Below are 18,402 nucleotides of genomic sequence, written 5' to 3'. Positions count from 1 at the left end.
TTGGGGAAGATTTTTATTTTTATTGTTTATTTTATTCCAGAGACATTAAACCCTTGTAAAATGTACTTTTGGAAAATGGAAAATACAATCAAAATCGGAATAACCATAAACGTCGCACCTGCCATTTGTAAGGCATAATTTGTCCCATGTTGTCCTTGTAATAGTTGTAAACCAACGGATAACGTATAGTATTTTTCATCATTGGCAATGATCAACGGCCATAAGAAAGAATTCCACCCACCGATGAAGGTCAATATTCCTTGAACAGCTAAGATGGGACGACTTAAAGGTAAGATGATTTTGAAAAAGATGAACCATTCACTGGCTCCATCTAATCTTGCGGCTTCTAGCATTTCATTTGAAATAGTGTTCATAAACTGCCTGAACAGAAAGATTCCGAATGCACCAGCAAGTCCAGGTAAGACAATTCCAATCAAAGTATTTGTCAAACCAACCGAGTTCAACAACAAATAAACGGGAATCATCGTGACTTGACCTGGAATCATCATTGTCGCTAACACCATTAGAAAAAGGCCATTTTTTCCTTTAAAATCAAATTTGGCAAAACCATAGCCTGCCATAGCATTCAATAATAAACCAATAAATGAACAGGCCGTTATAATCAACGTGTTTTTAAGATAAGTTCCAAAGTTAAGTTTGATAAAAAGTTCCTTAAAATTATCAAGTGTCGCATTTTTGGGAAATAGACTAGGAACAATTTGATTGATTTCCGCATTGGTTTTAAATGAAGAAAAAATCATCCAAAGAAATGGGAAAAAGGTCATAATACCCAGAACGCCTAAGAGGATACCGATAAAAAGCTTAAAACTCATTTGCGCATTTTTATGTGAATTCATATCGTTCTCTCCTTTTATCCTTCATTTTCTTTTTGTTTTGTTTGAATTTTCATTTGGATACTGGTCACAATGATGATCGCAATAAATAAAATTACAGATCCTGCTGCTGCATATCCAAATTTATTGTATTGGAAACCTCTTTGGTAAATAAACAGAGCAACGGATAACGTACTGTCTAGTGGTCCACCCTTAGTCATAACAAAGGGTTCATCAAAGAATTGGAACCAACCAATTAAAGTTGTTACGGTTACAAAGAAAATCGAAAATTTCAGCAATGGAACTGTGATTTTTAAAATTTGCTGCCATTTATTGGCACCATCGATTTCTGCTGCTTCATAATATTCTTTAGGTATCCCTTGAATCGCAGCTAAAAAGATTAACATATTCAATCCAATTGCTTTCCAAACAGCTATGATAATCAGTGAAATTTTCGATGTACTTGGATCTGTCAGCCACATAATTGGACCAACATGTAAATAAGATAAGAGATGATTTAATAAACCGATCGTTGGATTATATAAATACATCCAGACAACAGAAACCGCAACTGTATTCGTGATCGAAGGGCTATAAAAAACTAAGCGCATAAAAGAGAAAAATTTATTCTCTCCAAAATTGATCATAATAGCTAAAGCTAATGACGAAATAATCACCAGCGGTACGCCGATAATCACATAATAGGCGGTATTGAACATCGCTTGAGCAAACACTTTGTCGTTAAAGATCGTTAAATAATTATCAAAGCCAACAAAATTGATTCTTGAAAAATCAGCTAAACCAGCCAAGCTCATATCCGTAAAACTGATTGTTACCGCAATAAAAATCGGAATGATCGAAAAAACAAGTAATAATGCAACGGCTGGAGCAATAAAAAAATAAGGCGATTTTGATTTTTTCATGGTGCTTTTCCTCCTTGCTAAATCAATAAAAGGAACAAAAGATCTGTTTACATCTATGATTCACTCGCCAAATGAATAATCATCTATTCAATCTCTTGTTCCGATTACTCCTTGAGACTATTTAATCAAGTTTTCTGTTTGTTCATTTAATTCGTCCATTGCCTCTTGAAGATTTTTACCACTCACAACTACTTGTTCCCATTGCTTCATAAAGTTTTGAGAGATTTCATCCCATTGTTTCAATAATGGCATTGGTTGTGATTCATTTAGTTGCTTTCCAAAAACAGAAATCAATGGGTCGTTTTTAAATACATCTGAATTCCATGATTCTTTATTCGTTGGAAGTGAATTAGTACTTTCAAAGAATTTAGTTTGATTTTCAGGTTTTGAAAGATATTCGATCAATTTCATCGCATCCTCTTTTTTCTTAGAACTATCGAACACTGCTAAATTGGCTCCTCCTGTCACGGATAAATTATTCACAGGACCTTTCGGCAATTCAGCAACGCCCCATTTTCCATCAATGTCAGGAGCAGAATCTTTAATACTATTAATCATCCACGGACCACTAATAAACATTGGTACAACACCTTCACCACCGAAACTTTGGCCGATTTCTAACCCTAAATCTGTTTTAGGAGAAGAACCATCTTGGACTAACTTGTCTAAAAATTTTAATGCGTCGACCATTTCAGGTTGATTAAATAAAGGTTCATCCTCTTTGCCAAATAGTTTCGATCCATTTTGACGTGCAAACATAAAACCAAAAGTAGGTTCTTTTAGTTCAACTCCAAAACCATATTTATTATCACCACGAGCTGCTAATTTTTTCGCTGCATCCTCTAATTCATCCCATGTTTTAGGCGCATTTTTAAAGCCTACACTTTCTAATAAATCTTTTCTATAATACAATCCACGAGTTTCTGTATACCAAGGTACAGCATATGTTTGACCGCTAAACTGAGTTGTCGCTACAGAGCCATCGAAGAAATTATCTGACTGCATAACATCACTTTTTTTCACATCTTCTGTTATATCCATCAAGGCCCCAGCATCAACAAATTCACTCATATAAGTAGTTCCCATTTGAACAACATCCGGTCCTTCTTTAGAGGCGACTGCCGTTAGTAATTTATCTCTTGAAGTAGACCACGGAATACTTTGGATTTTGACTTTGATTCCTGATCCCTTCGTAAATTCATTTATAATTGGTTTGATTCCTTCATCACCATCACCCATGTACCAAAATGTCAGCTCATCTGAAGCGCTTTCTTTATTTTCTGAAGAACATGCTGCCATAACACCTACAGTTGCAAATAAAGTTGTTCCTAATAAGCAAAGCTTTTTCCATGATTTCATACTTCCACTCCTCAATAATATTTGGTGAAACGTTTCTACAAAAATGATTATATTCTTTATTTATAAGAAAAGCAAGCGTTTTCTTATAAATAAAACTAACATTCCAACCATAAATAACAGCTCTATTCAAAAACAAAATAAAAACGTTTCACTAACTCCTCTAAGTCAATACATTTTAATAAGATGAGAGCCATACTTATTAAATAAAAAAACAGAAAAAACCTCATTTTCGTCTTTGTCACTTCGTCGATGAGGTCTTTGATTATTCCACCATTAAACAATTATTGAAGGATAAATTCTTTAATATCCTTTACTGCCATTCTTCTATTTTCTCCTAAAAACAACTGATGTCTTCCTTTTTCATACATTCTCAAAGAAACGTTCGCATTACTGACTTTCGCCAAGTAATACGCACTCTTATAGTAAGTCGTTTCATCCTGTCTATTTTGTACAATAAGCATTTTTTTATTAGTTGTTCCAGAAGCTTCTTTTTTCAATTTACGCTTTGTTTTTTTAAGTAAAGATAAAAATTGAAGACACGAACGAATCGGTGTTGCTTGCGTTGAGCTAAAGTAATAATCTAATGTTTCTTGATTTTTATCGATAATTGACAGCACAATATCTTGCATAATGATGTTCGCATTATAAAGATAGATCGGTGTACTGCATAAAATAAGTTGATCCACTGACTCTCTATCTGATACTTGAATTGTTAATAAGCCACCCATTGAAAACCCAATACAGGTAATCTGCGTGTAATTTTGTTCAAGTTCATTTAATTTATTTTCAACATCATTTATCCATTGGCTAGCTGTGGCTTTTGAAAGGTTTTTTTTATTTCCATCGTGTCCAGTTAATCGAATCCAAAATGAATCAAGATTGTTTTGCTCCAGGTATTCGTGTAAATACATGATTTCTTCCTCATTACCACCAAATCCATGTATGATCAATATCGCTCGTTTTCCCATTATGACCTACTTTCTTATAGATAATTTTGCTTATTAAAGAAATAATCGTTTTATAAAAAAACAGACAATCAAAATTTTTCATTTATTACATTATTTTACCTTGATTGACTCTAAATAATCTTCATTTATTCACTAATTTTAATAAAAATTTAGCATCCGTTCATCACAAATGAAACAAAAAAAGTGAAATGCTGGAAATTACCCACATTTCACTTTTCATAAATTGAATTTATTCTATTTCTCGATCTATTTTGACTCACTCTATTGATAGATTCGTGTTGTTGTCTTAATTTTTCTATGCTTGCTGTGTCGGTAAAATGGTCATTTCAGTAATCCCAACAGTATCAGGTTGAGAAATTGCAAACAAAACAGTTTGTGCCACAGCGTCTGGTGTGATTGCAATTTGATAAAACTGTTCCATTCCGCTCTTGACTTCTGGAGTAGAAATAGTATCTAGTAATTCTGTCGCAATTGCTCCTGGATAAAGCGTTGTTGTGCGGATATTGGTTCCTTCCATTGCAGATTCCATCCTAAAACCGTCCATAATAGCACGCACTGCATGTTTAGTTCCAGTATAGACACTATTACCAGGGAAAACTTTCAATCCAGCAATTGAGCTCGTCGTAATCACATGACCTGATTTTTGCGCTGTGAATTCCGGTAAAACAGCTGCTAATGAATTAAGCACTCCTTTTATATTACTATCCACCATGTCATTCCACTCTTCTATTTTCAATTCACTCATATTGGAAGCTGGCATGATTCCAGCATTTGCAAATAGAACATCAACCTTGCCAAATTTTTCTTTAGCAACTTGAACAAGTGCTTTTACCTCTTTGAGATTACGAACATCTGTCACAGCATACGTACTATGGTCACCAAATTTTTTCACAAGTTCTTTCAAGCGCTCTTCTCTTCTCGCACCTAGAACGACTTTTGCGCCGTTTTCAATCAATAGCTGAGCAGTTGCTTCCCCTATTCCTGATGAGGCACCTGTAATAACTACGACTTTATCTTTTATATTATTCATACGTTTGACTCCTTTTTATTTATTTAACCACGTTATATCTCAACCACAAGGTATCTTCTTCAAAAATATCCACTGATTTCAATTTAAACCCAACTGGTACAATTTCAGGTAAATGATTTGCTCTTTCAAAGATCGTATTTGTATCAGTTCGTCCATCTGTCGCGGGTGTCATGATAATACTCACTTCATCGACCAACCCTTCTTGTAAAAATGACCAATTGATGTAGCCACCTCCTGAAACCATTAGTGTTTTGATTCCAAATAAAGCCAATAATTTTTCTGAAGCAAGTGTACAATCGATCAATTCTTTTCCTGCAAAAATATAAGAGATTTGTCGCTCTCTAAGATAAGTAACATACTCGTCACTGGCTTTATCTGTTAAAATTTCAATAATATGGGCTTCTGGACGATTTTCGTATTTCACAGTATTTTCAGTCCAACCAACTTTACCAGAAGGATCCGCTGAGACAATATACATTTCGGCTTTTGCTTGTGCAACATGATCTGTTCTAGAATAAGGTGTTTCTATTTCTTTTAACTCAGGTTTATGAAAATCAGTAAAATTCTGTTCCATCGTGATTCTACCGCATAACCATGCTTGACTATGGTAGCTGTCGTTGGTTTTTTCATAGGCTTCGCTACCAGTAATGGCGTATTTTGAACTCATATAATCACCACTGATTTTTCCGTTGATAGACGTCAGCATATGGCAAATGATTGTTGGTCTATTCATTACTTTAGTCCCCCTCTTAGCTTTTAGTTGTTGCTTTTTTTCTTACGATACTGAATAGAGTACCCAAAGATAGTAGGATCATAATGCTCCCTTCTGCAATAAAAATATCAGTATTCTCATTCAAAGAGAGGATATTTCCTAATATAGAAATTGAGATGGGCGCAAAAGCTGCACCAATATTAAAACCAATTAACAATAAAGAGGTACTTTTTTCTGAATTTCCTTTTGTATCTTGATTCACCTCATTAAATAAATACGGGATAAATGTGCGGAAGGAAAAACCACATATTAGCACAGCAAATGAGATTGACACTAAATTTTGAGAAAAGGCAATCATAAACATCGATATCCCTAGGGTAAAAAAAGAAATCGGTAACGTCCATTGCTTAGTTATTGTAACGATCGTTCCAAATAACATCCCTGCAGTCATGGCACCTAATCCTACTAAAGCCATTAAATTACTACCATCTGTTGCATTTCCGAATCCTTTTTCAAGCAACAAAGACGTGATTTTGACAGTAACTGACATATAAATGGTTACAACTAGAATCAATAAAGCGATATAGCCATATGTTGAAGAGTTGACTTTTTGATTCTCTGGCTCGTTCCTATTTTCCTGCTTTTCAATTGAAACATCTGGAACAAACCATGTAAACAAAAGAAAAATCGGTAACGCAAATAGATACGCTAAAAATGAACTTCGCCAATTCATTACCAATAATTGACCTACTGTAAATGTAATGATCATACCGCCAATTCCTTCAAATGCACTTTGAAAACCAATTACGGATGACAGTTCTTTTCCCTGATACAGCTTTCCTGCTAAAGAAAAAAGTAACGGGTTAAATAATCCAATTCCTATACCAAATACTATTCTACTGAAAAAAAGAAGCCAAAATGAAGGAATAAATGCAGGCATAATTCCCGCAATCAAAACAATTCCTATGCCGATCTGAACAGAATGTTTGTAGCCAAATTTTTTAGTAACCTTATAGCTAAAAGGAACAGTTAAAATAATAAATAAAGAAGGAATTGTAGTAATCAATTCAATCAAAGTAGGATCGATCGTAGGATAAGCCATCATGATCGCTGGAATGTTCGCAGCAATTGCTCCACCTGAAACGACAAGTAATGAAACAGATAATAATGAAAGTTTGGTTACTTTATTCACTGGGCTATCTCCTTTTAAGATACACAAAAGATATTTTTTTATTCACCAAAGATTTCTTTCGCTAGAGCAAAAGCTGACCATGCTTTTGGCCATCCTGTATAAAAAGCTAAATGAGTGATCAATTCCACCATTTCTTCTTTTGTTACACCATTTTGTTTTGCTATTTTCATATGTGCTTCTAATTGTGGTGCACCTTGAGTTAGTAAGCTTGAACATGTGATCATGCTACGATCACGTGGTGAAAGTTGTTCTTCTCTTGACCATACTTCACCAAATAACACATCATCATTTAGTTGTGCAAACTTTGGTGCAAATGCACCTAATTGATCTCTGCCAGCTGTTTGTTTTTTCATTAAGTAGGACTCCCATCTTTTATTCATTTTTATAATTGATTGTATAAGTCATCTGAAACAGGTTCTAACCATTCTGGCGTGCCCGCTGTAATTGCTATATGTTCAAACCAGCTATCTTTTGCTGCACCATGCCAATGTTTCACACCGTCATGGGTAACGATCACATCTCCAGCAGTTAAAAATTGCGCAGCTTTTCCTTCTTCTTGATACCAACCTTCACCGCCAGTTACTAATAACAGTTGAAACCCATCATGATGAATATGCCAATTATTGCGGCAACCAGGTTCAAAGGTGACATTGCCTACACCTACATTGATCTTGGGATCTGCAATTAAGTTTTTTAAGTAGCTTTGACCGATAAAATATTGCGCATAGGCCTCATTTTTTTCTCCCACAGGGAAAATCACACCATTTTTTACTTCTTCAAATTTTGCCATTCTTTATTCCTCCAATTTATTTATTTTTTGATTATTCATGTTTTAACCAGTTTTTGATTGTGATATCTGCTTTTTCAACTCTGGACCCACGAATAGGTAAGCCGATATGGATCATCGAATCAGGACATAATTTCTCTATATCATTTATACTATTGCCCATTCCACTACCTTCATGTGTGCAAAAGGGATAAATAGTATTTCCTGATAAATCATTTTCCTCTAGAAAAGTTGCAACCACCATTGGGAAAGTTCCCCACCAATTAGGGTACCCTAGATAAATCTTCTGATGGTTTGCTAAGTTAAGCGAAAGTGGTTGATATTCTGGTCGCTCGTTTGTTCCTTTTTCCTGTTCTGCTTGAATAACCGCTTCTTCGTAAGCTTCTGGATAAGCCATTTGTGGAAGAATTTCAAACATTTCAGCATTGAGTATTTTAGCAATTTTTTGTGCAATGATTTTTGTATTTCCTACCTGCAAATACTTTTTCTTTCCATCAATCAAATTTTCAAAAGGACGAGAAAAATAGACGATTGCCGTCATTTGATCACCTTCTTTTATCCTTTACTTATACAAAAACAGGCTGTATCATCTACTTACAAGTAAATGATACAGCCTGTTTCTCTATACGTCTAATGCCTATACTAACCAGCTACTATGCCTTAAAAGCATCGTTAAATCGTTGGATAAATTCTTTTACTGCAGGTGTTTGAATTCGATTTTTCTTCCAAACCAGAACACAATTTGTTTTAACTTCAGGAGCTAACGGGACAAATGTCAATCCTTCATGTTTACCATTGGTTGTTGCTCCTTCGATCGTTAAAGCCGAACCAACACGATTTTCTACTAACGAAAAAACATTGAAAATCAAATTAAAAGTGCCTACTACATTTAAATCATTCAACGGTTTTTCCAACCAACTTTCAAGCATTAACTGAACCTCTGAACGATTTGAGCTCAGTAGTGGAATCCCTTCTAAGTCATCAGGCTGAATAACTATTTTTTGCGCAAGAAAAGAATCATTAGATACTAATAATCCCCATTTTTCTTCCCTAGGTAAAATAATCTTTTCAAAGTTCAATGTAGCTATAGGTTCTAATAAAATGGCTAGATCCAAAATCCCCTTTTCCAATTTATCGCTAATATCATCGCTAGTCCCAGAGACAATATTGAAAGTAACTTGAGGATAATCACTCACCAATTCTTCTAACATCATCGCCATCGTATCTGAATTATCCGCTTCAACACAGCCTATTGAAAAATGTCCACTTAAAAAGCCTCTGCTTTGTTCTTTAAATTCACGTTCTGTTTGTTCAGTTAGGGTTAGAATTTCAGCTGCTCGTTCTTTTAGAAAATAGCCCTCTTCTGTTAAGGTCAATTGCCTATTTTCTCGTATAAAAAGCGGTGTGCCTAATTTCTCTTCAAATTCTTTGATTTGTCGGCTTAAAGTTGGTTGGGTAATGTGTAAAACTTTTGCAGCTTTTGAAAAATTCCTTTCTTCTGCAACGGTCCAAAAATAACGTAGTTCTCTTAATTCCATAAGGGTTCTCCTTTTTAAGTTCACATACTTATTTTACAATAAAGTAGAACGAATTTCTAAAAGAACCGTTTTATACTCTACAAGGTTTCCATATCGATCACAAAGCGATATTTGACATCACTATTTAACACTCGTTCATAAGCTTCGGACACTTGATCCACCGTGATCATTTCAATCTTAGGCAATACATTGTTTTCAGCTGCAAAGTTGATCATTTCTTGGGTCATTGGGATCCCACCAACATTAGAAGCTGTGATTGTTGCTTGATTTCTAAATAAACTTCCCACATGAAATGTTTGGGCTTCTGTAGCTAAACCAACATAGACCATCGCTCCATTGACCGTTAATAAACTTAAATACAAATCAACATCTAAACTTACTGCAACTGTATTTAAAATAAAATCAAACTGTCCTTTTAATTTTTTGAACGTTTCTGGGTCACTAATTAGATAATAATTGTCAGCCCCAAATTGTTGTGCTTCGTTCTTTTTACTTTCAGAATGGCCTAAAACTGTTACCTCAGCCCCTAATGCATGGGCAAATTGAACAGCAATATGTCCTAAACCACCCATTCCGATGATGGCAACTTTTTTACCAGGTCCAACATTTAAACGTTTCATTGGTGCATAAGTCGTGATTCCAGCGCATAAAAGCGGGCTTGCTTCAGCTAAATCAAGACTTTCAGGTACATGAATCACAAAGCGGTCTTTCACAACAATACTCTGACTATACCCGCCATACGTTAAGTTTCCATCATAATCTTTTGAGTTAAAAACAATGACCACACCTTGGGTACAAAATTGTTCTTCTCCTCTTAAGCAATAGGCACATTCGTCACAAGAATCGACAAAACAACCTACACCTACACGATCACCCACTTTAAATCCTGTCACCTGATCACCAATTGCTGAAACGATCCCTGTAATCTCATGACCTGGAACCATTGGATAAATACCAGAACCAAAATCATTGCCTACTTGATGAATATCTGAATGGCAAATACCACAATATTTAATATCGATTGCCACATCATCGGGTTTTAATACTCTTCTTTCAATTACCGCTCGTTCAAAAGAGGCATAGTTGCTATCCGTTGCTTGTAATACTTTCGTTTGACATTTTTCACACATAATAAAACTCCTTTTACTTTTTTAGATTTAGTTTGTTATCATTCGCTTTTGAAGCTCGTCTTTTGCTGCTTCTAGCAAATTGATTTGTTGTTGTAAGTCGTTTGTTTGTTCTTTTAGCAGTTCCTTTCTAGCTTTAACTGATTTTTCTGGCTGATCAGATAATACCACGTAGTCAATCAAGCGTTCGATAGAAACGTCGACCTCTCTCATTTGCTTGATAAAACGAATCCAATCAGCATCTACGTCAGAAAACTCGCGTAGTCCATAATGATTTCTCTTGACCTGAGGAATCAAACCGATTCGTTCAAAGTAACGAATGGTGTTGATCGGTGTATTCGTTTGCTTACTCATTTCTTTAATGTTCATATGCTGAACCTCCCTTAGTAAAAAGAGGGCTTTGCCCAGTCAGTATCAGTCTCACTTACACCTAGACTAGTTTTAGCGTATTTAGCTGGATCATGAATAATCGTCATGATCAGTCTAGCAACCGCTTCTCTTGTTACTTGAGCACCGATAAATGATTCTCCTTTTTGAGTCAATACATAATTTTCATTGCCTTTTTGATTATATAACCAAGTTAATCTTAAAATAACATAATCTAACGAAGATTGTTCTAGCAGTTTCGCTGCTTTCAAATGTTTCTGTATAGCTGTCGAACCAACCATACTCGTGTTCCATTCACCAAAGAGGCCTGTAACTTCATTATAAATACCTAAGACATTTGCACCAATTAGATAGTGAACATCAGATTCTTCCATTGCTTCAACGATTGATTGCGTCGCAACTGGAGAGCTCATATCATTTAAATACACAATATCCACCCCAATCAAAGCTTGTCTCAATTTAACTTTATCATTAAAGTCCCCTTCAATGATGACTTCCCTTGCTGGGTCATTCACAGAAATCCGACTAGAAAGATTGCGACCATACAAAACAAGGTCATTTTCTGTTTCAGCTAAAATCAAATCCGTGACCATTCTTGAAATTTGACCGGCTGCACCTAAAATTAGTATTTTCATGTTAAATCCTTCTTTCTCGTTTCGAATGAGCTCTTATTGATGACCAACAATGACATGAGGAATATAAGGTTCTTCTAAAAATTGCACTTCTTCATCCGTCAAAATCAAATCCAAAGCAGGAATGGCATTCGTCAAATGACTTTCTTTTGTAGCGCCTATGATCGGTGCCACAACGGGTCCTTTTTGAAGCAACCACGCTAGGGCAATTTGTACACGTTCCACCCCACGTTTTTCAGCAATTTCAGCTACTCTTTCAACGATGATACGGTCTTGATCAGCTGTTTTATCATATTTCGACATCGCTGTTTTATCTGTTTCAAAGCGCTTGGTTTGTGCGCTCCAATCACGTGTCAAACGACCTGAAGCTAATGGACTATAAGGTGTCACCGCAATTTTTTGATCTTCACATAAAGGAAGCATTTCTCTTTCTTCTTCACGGTATAACAAATTCAAATGATCTTGCATCGAAACGAATTTTGTCCAACCGTTTTTCTCAGCTACTGCTTGCGCTTTAGCAAACTGCCAAGCAAACATCGCAGAAGCACCGATATAACGAACTTTTCCAGATTTCACAACATCATGTAAAGCTTCCATCGTCTCTTCAATTGGCGTATTGTAATCCCAACGATGAATAATATATAAATCAACATAATCCATCCCTAAACGCTCTAAACTAGCATCAATTTGATGAAAAATTTCTTTTCTTGAAAGCCCACCACTATTTGGAACATCTTTTTTCATGGTAGTAAACAATTTAGTTGCAACCACGATTTCATCACGATTCGCATATTCATTCAGCGCTTTTCCAAGAATCCGTTCACTGGCTCCATAGGAATAGACATTGGCTGTATCAAAAAAATTAATCCCTAAATCTAACGCCTTCTTGATCACTTTTTTGCTTTCCTCTTCTTCTAAGACCCACTCGTGAAACCCACTGTTGGGATCACCAAAACCCATTGCGCCCAAACAAATTCTTGAAACTTCCATTCCTGTATTGCCAAATTTTACATAGTTCATTGTAATTCCTCCTCAATTTTATTTTTCGTTTTCTTCTAGTAATACTTCATTGATACAATTTAATGCGATTAATGTTCTTGGATAGCCAATAAATGGCAGTAAAATGGTGATCGTTTCGATCAATTGTTGCTTATCATTGCCAACACGCTGATTATTACGAATATGGCCTTTCAACTGAGCATCCGCACCACCCATTGAAGTCAACATCGTGAAAATCAGTAATTCGCGTTCTTTCGATGTTAATCCCTTTCTCGTAAAATAATCACCGAAACAATTATCTGCTAAAAATGTAGCAAAATGTTTTTGATTCTCTGGCATCGTTTTAAGCATCTGATCTACAGCATCTCCAGCAACTTCTCGTACAATTTCCAAGCCTTTTTCATAGCGATTTTCACTTGTAGTAGTTCTTTGTTTGTCCAAAGGAAGTGAAATACTTCTTTCAGTTAAAAACTGATTGGTAGCGTGCAAGAAATCGAATACTTTCCCTAAACCGACATAAGGCACAGCTTGATAGACAACTTCTTTTATCTCAATTGGTGAAACACCCACATTTAACGCAGCATTCATCATCGCTTTGTATTCATTGACACATTGCATTGCAATTAAAGAAGCTAGCGTTACTTTCATGCGTAACTTTACATCTAGATTTGAATATTGAAGGACTTCATCAAAAGTAAAGTTGTCAAAGATCTCAATAAATTCTGGATCCGTTTTGGCTAGGACTGACTCATGGTTTGGAAATAATTCATCATGGTTCTTCTGTGCAGTTTGGCTGATTGACATGTTATTCCTCCTTAATTTAAACGTAGTATCATTATGTTACTAAATAAATGACCATTTTTTCTTACTAACAATAATAGTCTAGCTCTTGAAGTCCACTCCAAGTCAAGCGTTTTTTCAAAAAAAATAAAAAAAACCTCCAAATCAGACTTCCTCTAAAAAAATATTTAGAAGAAAGACAAGATTTAGAAGCAATTCATTTTCTATTATCTATTCATATTAAAATCTCGTAAGGCCTTTTCAGCAGGTATCATATGCTCGTCGTAATTGGCTAGCTTAAACTCTAACCGTTCAATAGCTGTATTTAATTCCGCTGCTTTTTCTTTTAGTTCCGAAATTTGGTCAGCAATAATTTCTTTACGAGCGGGAACTGTCTCATTCCCCACTTGAAATAAGGTTAAATATTCCACTAGCGATTCAATCGATAGACCCGCATTTCTCATTTGTCTACTAAAGACAATCCAACGCAAATCTTCCTCGTCAAAATTACGAATCCCATTATCACTGCGTTTCACAGGTGGAATCAAACCAATCCGTTCATAATATCTAATAGTATCTGAAGAAACACCGCTTAATTCACTTACTTTTTTTATATTCATGCCTTACTCCTCCTTTACGCATTCCTTAACAAGTTACTTTCTTTTTCATTATAAAACAATTTTATCCTCTTTTACAAATTTTCTTATTGGCATTTTAACACCATTTGATAAAGTAACAGTTTCCATGATCTTATTCCTCCTAGTAAAATAATAGTGTAAATCTAATTCCATATCTCACGTTGCATATTTCTATATGATTTTAAGTTATCACTTAGAGTTCACTTAGAGGTCACTTCAAGTCAAGCATTTTAAGCCACTATATATTGAAAAATAACCCTCAAAGAAATAAAACTATTCATCTGTTACAATCTATAACAAAAAGAGGCTAGGATATAACTCTACGAGTTATATCCTAGCCATAAAAAATCCGAATAAACGCTTCTGTCTAAACCTCTTGATTTAACAAAAATATATTGCTTTATAAATAATCTTTAAATAACTTCAAATTATTCTTACAGACTAGTTTTCCTTATATGCTCTAACTGTATTTGAAATAGAAGCGATACTATACGGAAGTTCATCTTCGTAGTCACTATTTACATCTGTATCCAAAATATCGTTAAATAGCTCTTCATACTCAGCAATTGATAATACTGTTCGATTGTCTAGTTGCGCTCGATGAAGATTTGTGAGCAATTGATTTTGGTAACCGTCAACAAGTCTGCCACTAAAGAATTCTGCTACAGTACCGGATCCATAGCTAAATAACCCGATCTGCTCTCCTGCATTCAATTGACCATTTTCTAGCAATGAAATCAGCCCTAAATATAGAGATCCAGTATATAAATTACCAACTTGTCTACTATACATAATACTTGCTTCATATTTAGTTAAAATGCGTTCCTGTTCTTCTGGAGATTCCTCTTCCAAAGCAGCTAACAATGCCTTTTTCCCCATTTTTGTATAAGGAATATGGAAAGCTAAAGCCTGGAAATCACTGATTGATTTTTTGTATCTACTCCGGTATTCTTCCCATACTTTTTGAAATGCTTGGATGTAAGTTTCATTAGATAGTTGCCCGTCCACCATTGGATAGTCATGTCCCACTGGTCGCCAAAAATCATAGATATCTTGGGTTAATGCCACACTATCATCATTCAATTGTAAAATTCTTGGATCAGCCGAAACTAGCATCGCAACAGCCCCGGCACCTTGAGTTGGTTCACCACCAGAAGCGAGTCCATATTTAGCAATATCAGACGCTACGACTAATACTTTACTTTCAGGATGATTTTTAATATGAGCTACCGCGTACTGCAACGCAGCAGTACCAGCATAGCACGCTTCCTTCACTTCAAAAGCACGAGCAAATGATTGAATCCCCATTAATCGATGCAAAACTACCGCTGACGCTTTTGACTCATCGATTCCAGACTCAGTTCCCACGATCACCATATCGATTAGAGCTTTATCTTCATTTGTTAAAATATTTTTTGCAGCATTTGCAGCAAAGGTCACTATATCCTGTGTTTTTTTATTCACAGCCATTTTATCTTGACCAATACCAATATGAAATTTATTCGGATCTACCCCTCTTGCTAGCGCTAAATCCGTCATATCCACATAGTAAGGCGGAACAAAAAAACTAATTTTATCTATCCCAACATTCATCTTATGTCTCCTTTATCATTATTCTTCTCTGTACATAGTATAATTTATCATAACTTAAGTCAAAGTAGGTAGAAAAAAGAATCAATTAAAAATTGTTAAAGAATTTCAGAAGTTTTTCTATTATAGATTATAGAGTATTCTTTTTTCACAAACCATGGTATATTTCATATTGGAGGTGACGTCGTGGAAATCGTAATTATCGACGCTTTAAGAACGCCTATCGGCAAGTATAAAGGACAATTAAAGTCATTATCTGCAGTTGAATTAGGAACAGCTGTCACAAAAGAGTTACTTACAAGGAACGAAAAAGCCGCTGAACACATACAACAAGTCATTTTTGGAAATGTATTACAAGCGGGAAATGGACAAAATCCAGCAAGACAAATTGCAATCAACAGTGGACTAAGCTTTGAAGTACCCGCTTTTACTGTAAATGAAGTTTGTGGATCCGGCATGAAAGCAATACGTTTAGCCAAACAATCTATTCAATTGGGTGAAGCGGATGTTATTTTGGCCGGTGGAACAGAAAGTATGACAAAGGCTCCAGCTATCACATACAAACAAGAAGAAACCTATTCAAAACCTGCGCCAACTATGATGGTAGACGGTTTGACAGATGCATTCAGTGGCAAAGCGATGGGCTTAACTGCTGAAAATGTCGCTGAACAATTTAACGTGACAAGAGAAATGCAAGATACCTTTGCAGTCCAATCACAAATGAAAGCAGCCAAAGCACAAGCTACAGGAAAATTTGTGAAAGAAATAGTTCCCCTAACGATCAATAGTGCTATTTTTGCTCAAGATGAAGGTGTTCGTAAAGATACAACTTTAGAGAAACTAAGTACATTAAAAACGGTTTTCAAAGAAAATGGTACTGTCACAGCAGGCAATGCATCAACAATCAACGATGCTGCTTCAGCCATGATACTCACATCTAAATCGTTCGCTGAAAGACATGATATTCCTTATATTGCGATTGTGAAAGATATAACTGAAATTGGGATTGATCCAAGCATCATGGGAATTTCACCTATCAAGGCGATTCACTCCTTATTAAAACGCAACAATCTGAGTGTTGAAGACATTGATCTGTTTGAAATTAATGAAGCATTTGCGGCATCTTCTATCGTCGTTCAAAATGAATTGAAGATTCCTGATGAAAAACTCAATATTTGGGGTGGCGGCATTAGCTTAGGGCATCCAATTGGTGCTTCTGGGACTCGCATCGTAGCGACTTTAGCCCATCAATTAGAAGACACAAACAGTCGATACGGAGTCGCTTCCCTTTGCGTCGGTGGAGGTCTTGGACTTGCCTTACTTATTGAACGCCCACAAAAAAAAACAACAGATAAAAAGTTTTATCAACTATCAAAAGAGCAACGCTTGACATTTTTACAAGAAAAAGAGAACCTTTCTATAGAGAACAGACAAGCGTTAGAAAATATGTCTTTAGATGAAGATATAGCGAATCATTTAATTGAAAATCAAATTAGTGAAATGGCTTTACCTATGGGTATTGTTCCTGATATTTTTGTAAATAATAAACAGTACTATGTGCCGATGGCAACCGAGGAACCTTCTGTCATTGCAGCATGTAGTAATGGAGCTAAGATGATACGAAATTCTGGCAGCATTCAAAGTGTGTTATCAGAAGGACTTTTACGAGGTCAGATTGTTTTTATGAATGTTACAAACCCAGCGCTAATCGAAGAAAAAATCAATCGACTTTCAGAAAAGATTTTTGTTCAAGCAGAAAAAAGTTATCCCTCTATCGTAAAACGTGGCGGTGGATTGAGAAGAATCCAAGTCCGTCAATTCCCAGAGTACGATAGCTACTTATCTGTAGATTTACTTGTTGATACAAGAGATGCGATGGGGGCCAATATTCTCAATTCTATCTTAGAAGGTGTTGCTGATTTATTCCGTCAATGGTTTGATGATGAAATTCTATTTAGTATCTTAAGTAATTACGCAACAGAATCTTTAGTGAAGGCAACCTGTGAGGTTTCATTTACTAGCCTAAGTAAAACAGGTGATTTAGAGTCTGGAAGATTAGTTGCAGAAAAAATTGCTGCCGCCTCACAATTTGCTCAAATAGATCCTTATCGTGCTACTACACATAATAAAGGGATCATGAACGGAATTGAAGCTGTAGTTTTAGCGACTGGAAATGATACCCGCGCAGTCGCAGCAGCGGCTCATGCGTTTGCTGTCAAAGGATCTTATCGTGGATTAAGTCAGTGGTCACTTGTAGAAAATGGTCTGAAAGGCTCACTTGAAATCCCTTTAGCTCTTGGAACTGTTGGAGGCGCCATCAGTGTCTTACCTAAAGCGCAAGCAGCTTTAGCAATTTTAAACGTAGCCAATGCAAAAGAGTTAGCAGAAGTCATTGCTGCTGTTGGTTTAGCGCAAAATTTAGCTGCGTTACGTGCTTTAGTTACAGAAGGAATCCAGCAAGGCCATATGTCTATGCAAGCTCGCTCTTTAGCCATGTCAATAGGTGCAAAAGGATCAGAAATCGAAATCATCGCAGATAAACTAAAGAATGGTATTATGAATCAAGAACAGGCCGCAACATTTTTACTGGAGTTAAGACAATAATACATGTTAGTCAAATAATCTAATCGAATCACAGAGAGTATAGAAAAAACAAATAAGTTGCCTATTAAAATTAATCAGCTGCTTATAGGATTTATTTCTATGCTCTCTTTACAATTTTTAAAATAGTATTCCGATTTATTGTTCTTCAAGTTTCGCTTAGTACTTTAATTTTTTCCATTTTTATTTTAACCTGTTAAAATTATTTTAGAGGTGAGGATCATGATTTTATCTATAATCTTCTTTATTTTGGGTATTTTTTCATTATTTAAATACAGAGCAACTAGAGAAAAAACGTATTTGTAT

At 35.6% G+C, this 18,402-nt stretch carries 19 protein-coding genes; 1 reads left to right on the top strand and 18 read right to left on the bottom strand.

The window, feature by feature from the left end:
- Positions 1–26 precede the first annotated feature (26 nt).
- The 18 genes from AC4BC4_RS07255 to AC4BC4_RS07170 all read right to left on the bottom strand — a co-directional run bounded on the left by AC4BC4_RS07255 (position 27) and on the right by AC4BC4_RS07170 (position 15,498).
- Positions 27–857 (bottom strand): carbohydrate ABC transporter permease, encoded by an 831-nt coding sequence (locus tag AC4BC4_RS07255; RefSeq protein WP_438756131.1) that lies wholly within the window; start codon positions 855–857, stop codon positions 27–29.
- 14 nt (positions 858–871) lie between these two features.
- Complete coding sequence (locus AC4BC4_RS07250; RefSeq protein WP_438756132.1) at positions 872–1,756, bottom strand: carbohydrate ABC transporter permease; 885 nt, start codon at positions 1,754–1,756, stop codon at positions 872–874.
- Between the two features lie 117 nt (positions 1,757–1,873).
- The gene (locus tag AC4BC4_RS07245) at positions 1,874–3,115 is read right to left on the bottom strand and encodes a sugar ABC transporter substrate-binding protein (protein WP_490477252.1); all 1,242 of its coding nucleotides are present in this window, start codon (positions 3,113–3,115) and stop codon (positions 1,874–1,876) included.
- A gap of 281 nt (positions 3,116–3,396) precedes the next feature.
- Complete coding sequence (locus AC4BC4_RS07240; protein WP_438756134.1) at positions 3,397–4,083, bottom strand: alpha/beta hydrolase; 687 nt, start codon at positions 4,081–4,083, stop codon at positions 3,397–3,399.
- Positions 4,084–4,378: 295 nt separating this feature from the next.
- Complete coding sequence (locus tag AC4BC4_RS07235) at positions 4,379–5,113, bottom strand: SDR family oxidoreductase (RefSeq protein ID WP_490477251.1); 735 nt, start codon at positions 5,111–5,113, stop codon at positions 4,379–4,381.
- 19 nt (positions 5,114–5,132) lie between these two features.
- Complete coding sequence (locus AC4BC4_RS07230; protein WP_490477250.1) at positions 5,133–5,846, bottom strand: dihydrofolate reductase family protein; 714 nt, start codon at positions 5,844–5,846, stop codon at positions 5,133–5,135.
- Positions 5,847–5,862: 16 nt separating this feature from the next.
- The gene (locus tag AC4BC4_RS07225; protein WP_490477249.1) at positions 5,863–7,017 is read right to left on the bottom strand and encodes an MFS transporter; all 1,155 of its coding nucleotides are present in this window, start codon (positions 7,015–7,017) and stop codon (positions 5,863–5,865) included.
- 38 nt (positions 7,018–7,055) lie between these two features.
- Positions 7,056–7,370, bottom strand: coding sequence for a carboxymuconolactone decarboxylase family protein (locus AC4BC4_RS07220; protein ID WP_438756138.1), 315 nt, complete (start codon positions 7,368–7,370; stop codon positions 7,056–7,058).
- Between the two features lie 29 nt (positions 7,371–7,399).
- Entirely contained in the window at positions 7,400–7,807 is a 408-nt protein-coding gene (locus AC4BC4_RS07215) for a cupin domain-containing protein (RefSeq protein ID WP_490477248.1), read from the bottom strand.
- A 31-nt stretch (positions 7,808–7,838) separates the two neighbouring features.
- Positions 7,839–8,345 carry a flavodoxin gene (locus AC4BC4_RS07210; RefSeq protein ID WP_490477247.1) on the bottom strand — a complete coding sequence of 169 codons (507 nt, stop codon included), beginning with the start codon at positions 8,343–8,345 and terminating at the stop codon, positions 7,839–7,841.
- Positions 8,346–8,457: 112 nt separating this feature from the next.
- Entirely contained in the window at positions 8,458–9,342 is an 885-nt protein-coding gene (locus tag AC4BC4_RS07205) for a LysR family transcriptional regulator (RefSeq protein WP_490477246.1), read from the bottom strand.
- A 77-nt stretch (positions 9,343–9,419) separates the two neighbouring features.
- Positions 9,420–10,472 carry an NAD(P)-dependent alcohol dehydrogenase gene (locus AC4BC4_RS07200; RefSeq protein WP_490477245.1) on the bottom strand — a complete coding sequence of 351 codons (1,053 nt, stop codon included), beginning with the start codon at positions 10,470–10,472 and terminating at the stop codon, positions 9,420–9,422.
- Positions 10,473–10,499: 27 nt separating this feature from the next.
- Positions 10,500–10,838: a MerR family transcriptional regulator gene (locus AC4BC4_RS07195; RefSeq protein WP_490477244.1), complete on the bottom strand. Its 339-nt coding sequence runs from the start codon at positions 10,836–10,838 to the stop codon at positions 10,500–10,502.
- A 14-nt stretch (positions 10,839–10,852) separates the two neighbouring features.
- Entirely contained in the window at positions 10,853–11,491 is a 639-nt protein-coding gene (locus AC4BC4_RS07190; RefSeq protein WP_490477243.1) for an NAD(P)H-binding protein, read from the bottom strand.
- A gap of 33 nt (positions 11,492–11,524) precedes the next feature.
- Positions 11,525–12,508: an aldo/keto reductase gene (locus tag AC4BC4_RS07185; protein WP_490477242.1), complete on the bottom strand. Its 984-nt coding sequence runs from the start codon at positions 12,506–12,508 to the stop codon at positions 11,525–11,527.
- 18 nt (positions 12,509–12,526) lie between these two features.
- Positions 12,527–13,291, bottom strand: a complete 765-nt coding sequence (locus AC4BC4_RS07180) for a carboxymuconolactone decarboxylase family protein (RefSeq protein WP_490477241.1) — start codon at positions 13,289–13,291, stop codon at positions 12,527–12,529.
- Between the two features lie 203 nt (positions 13,292–13,494).
- Positions 13,495–13,887 carry a MerR family transcriptional regulator gene (locus AC4BC4_RS07175; protein WP_438756149.1) on the bottom strand — a complete coding sequence of 131 codons (393 nt, stop codon included), beginning with the start codon at positions 13,885–13,887 and terminating at the stop codon, positions 13,495–13,497.
- A 459-nt stretch (positions 13,888–14,346) separates the two neighbouring features.
- Complete coding sequence (locus AC4BC4_RS07170; RefSeq protein WP_490477240.1) at positions 14,347–15,498, bottom strand: hydroxymethylglutaryl-CoA synthase; 1,152 nt, start codon at positions 15,496–15,498, stop codon at positions 14,347–14,349.
- Positions 15,499–15,681: 183 nt separating this feature from the next.
- Here AC4BC4_RS07170 and AC4BC4_RS07165 point away from each other — a divergent pair, with 183 nt between their 5' ends.
- Positions 15,682–18,099 (top strand): hydroxymethylglutaryl-CoA reductase, degradative, encoded by a 2,418-nt coding sequence (locus AC4BC4_RS07165; protein ID WP_490477239.1) that lies wholly within the window; start codon positions 15,682–15,684, stop codon positions 18,097–18,099.
- Positions 18,100–18,402 lie beyond the last annotated feature (303 nt).

It is taken from the genome of Enterococcus sp. AMC1086 (assembly GCF_058216575.1).
This window is presented reverse-complemented; position numbering and strand designations above follow the sequence as displayed.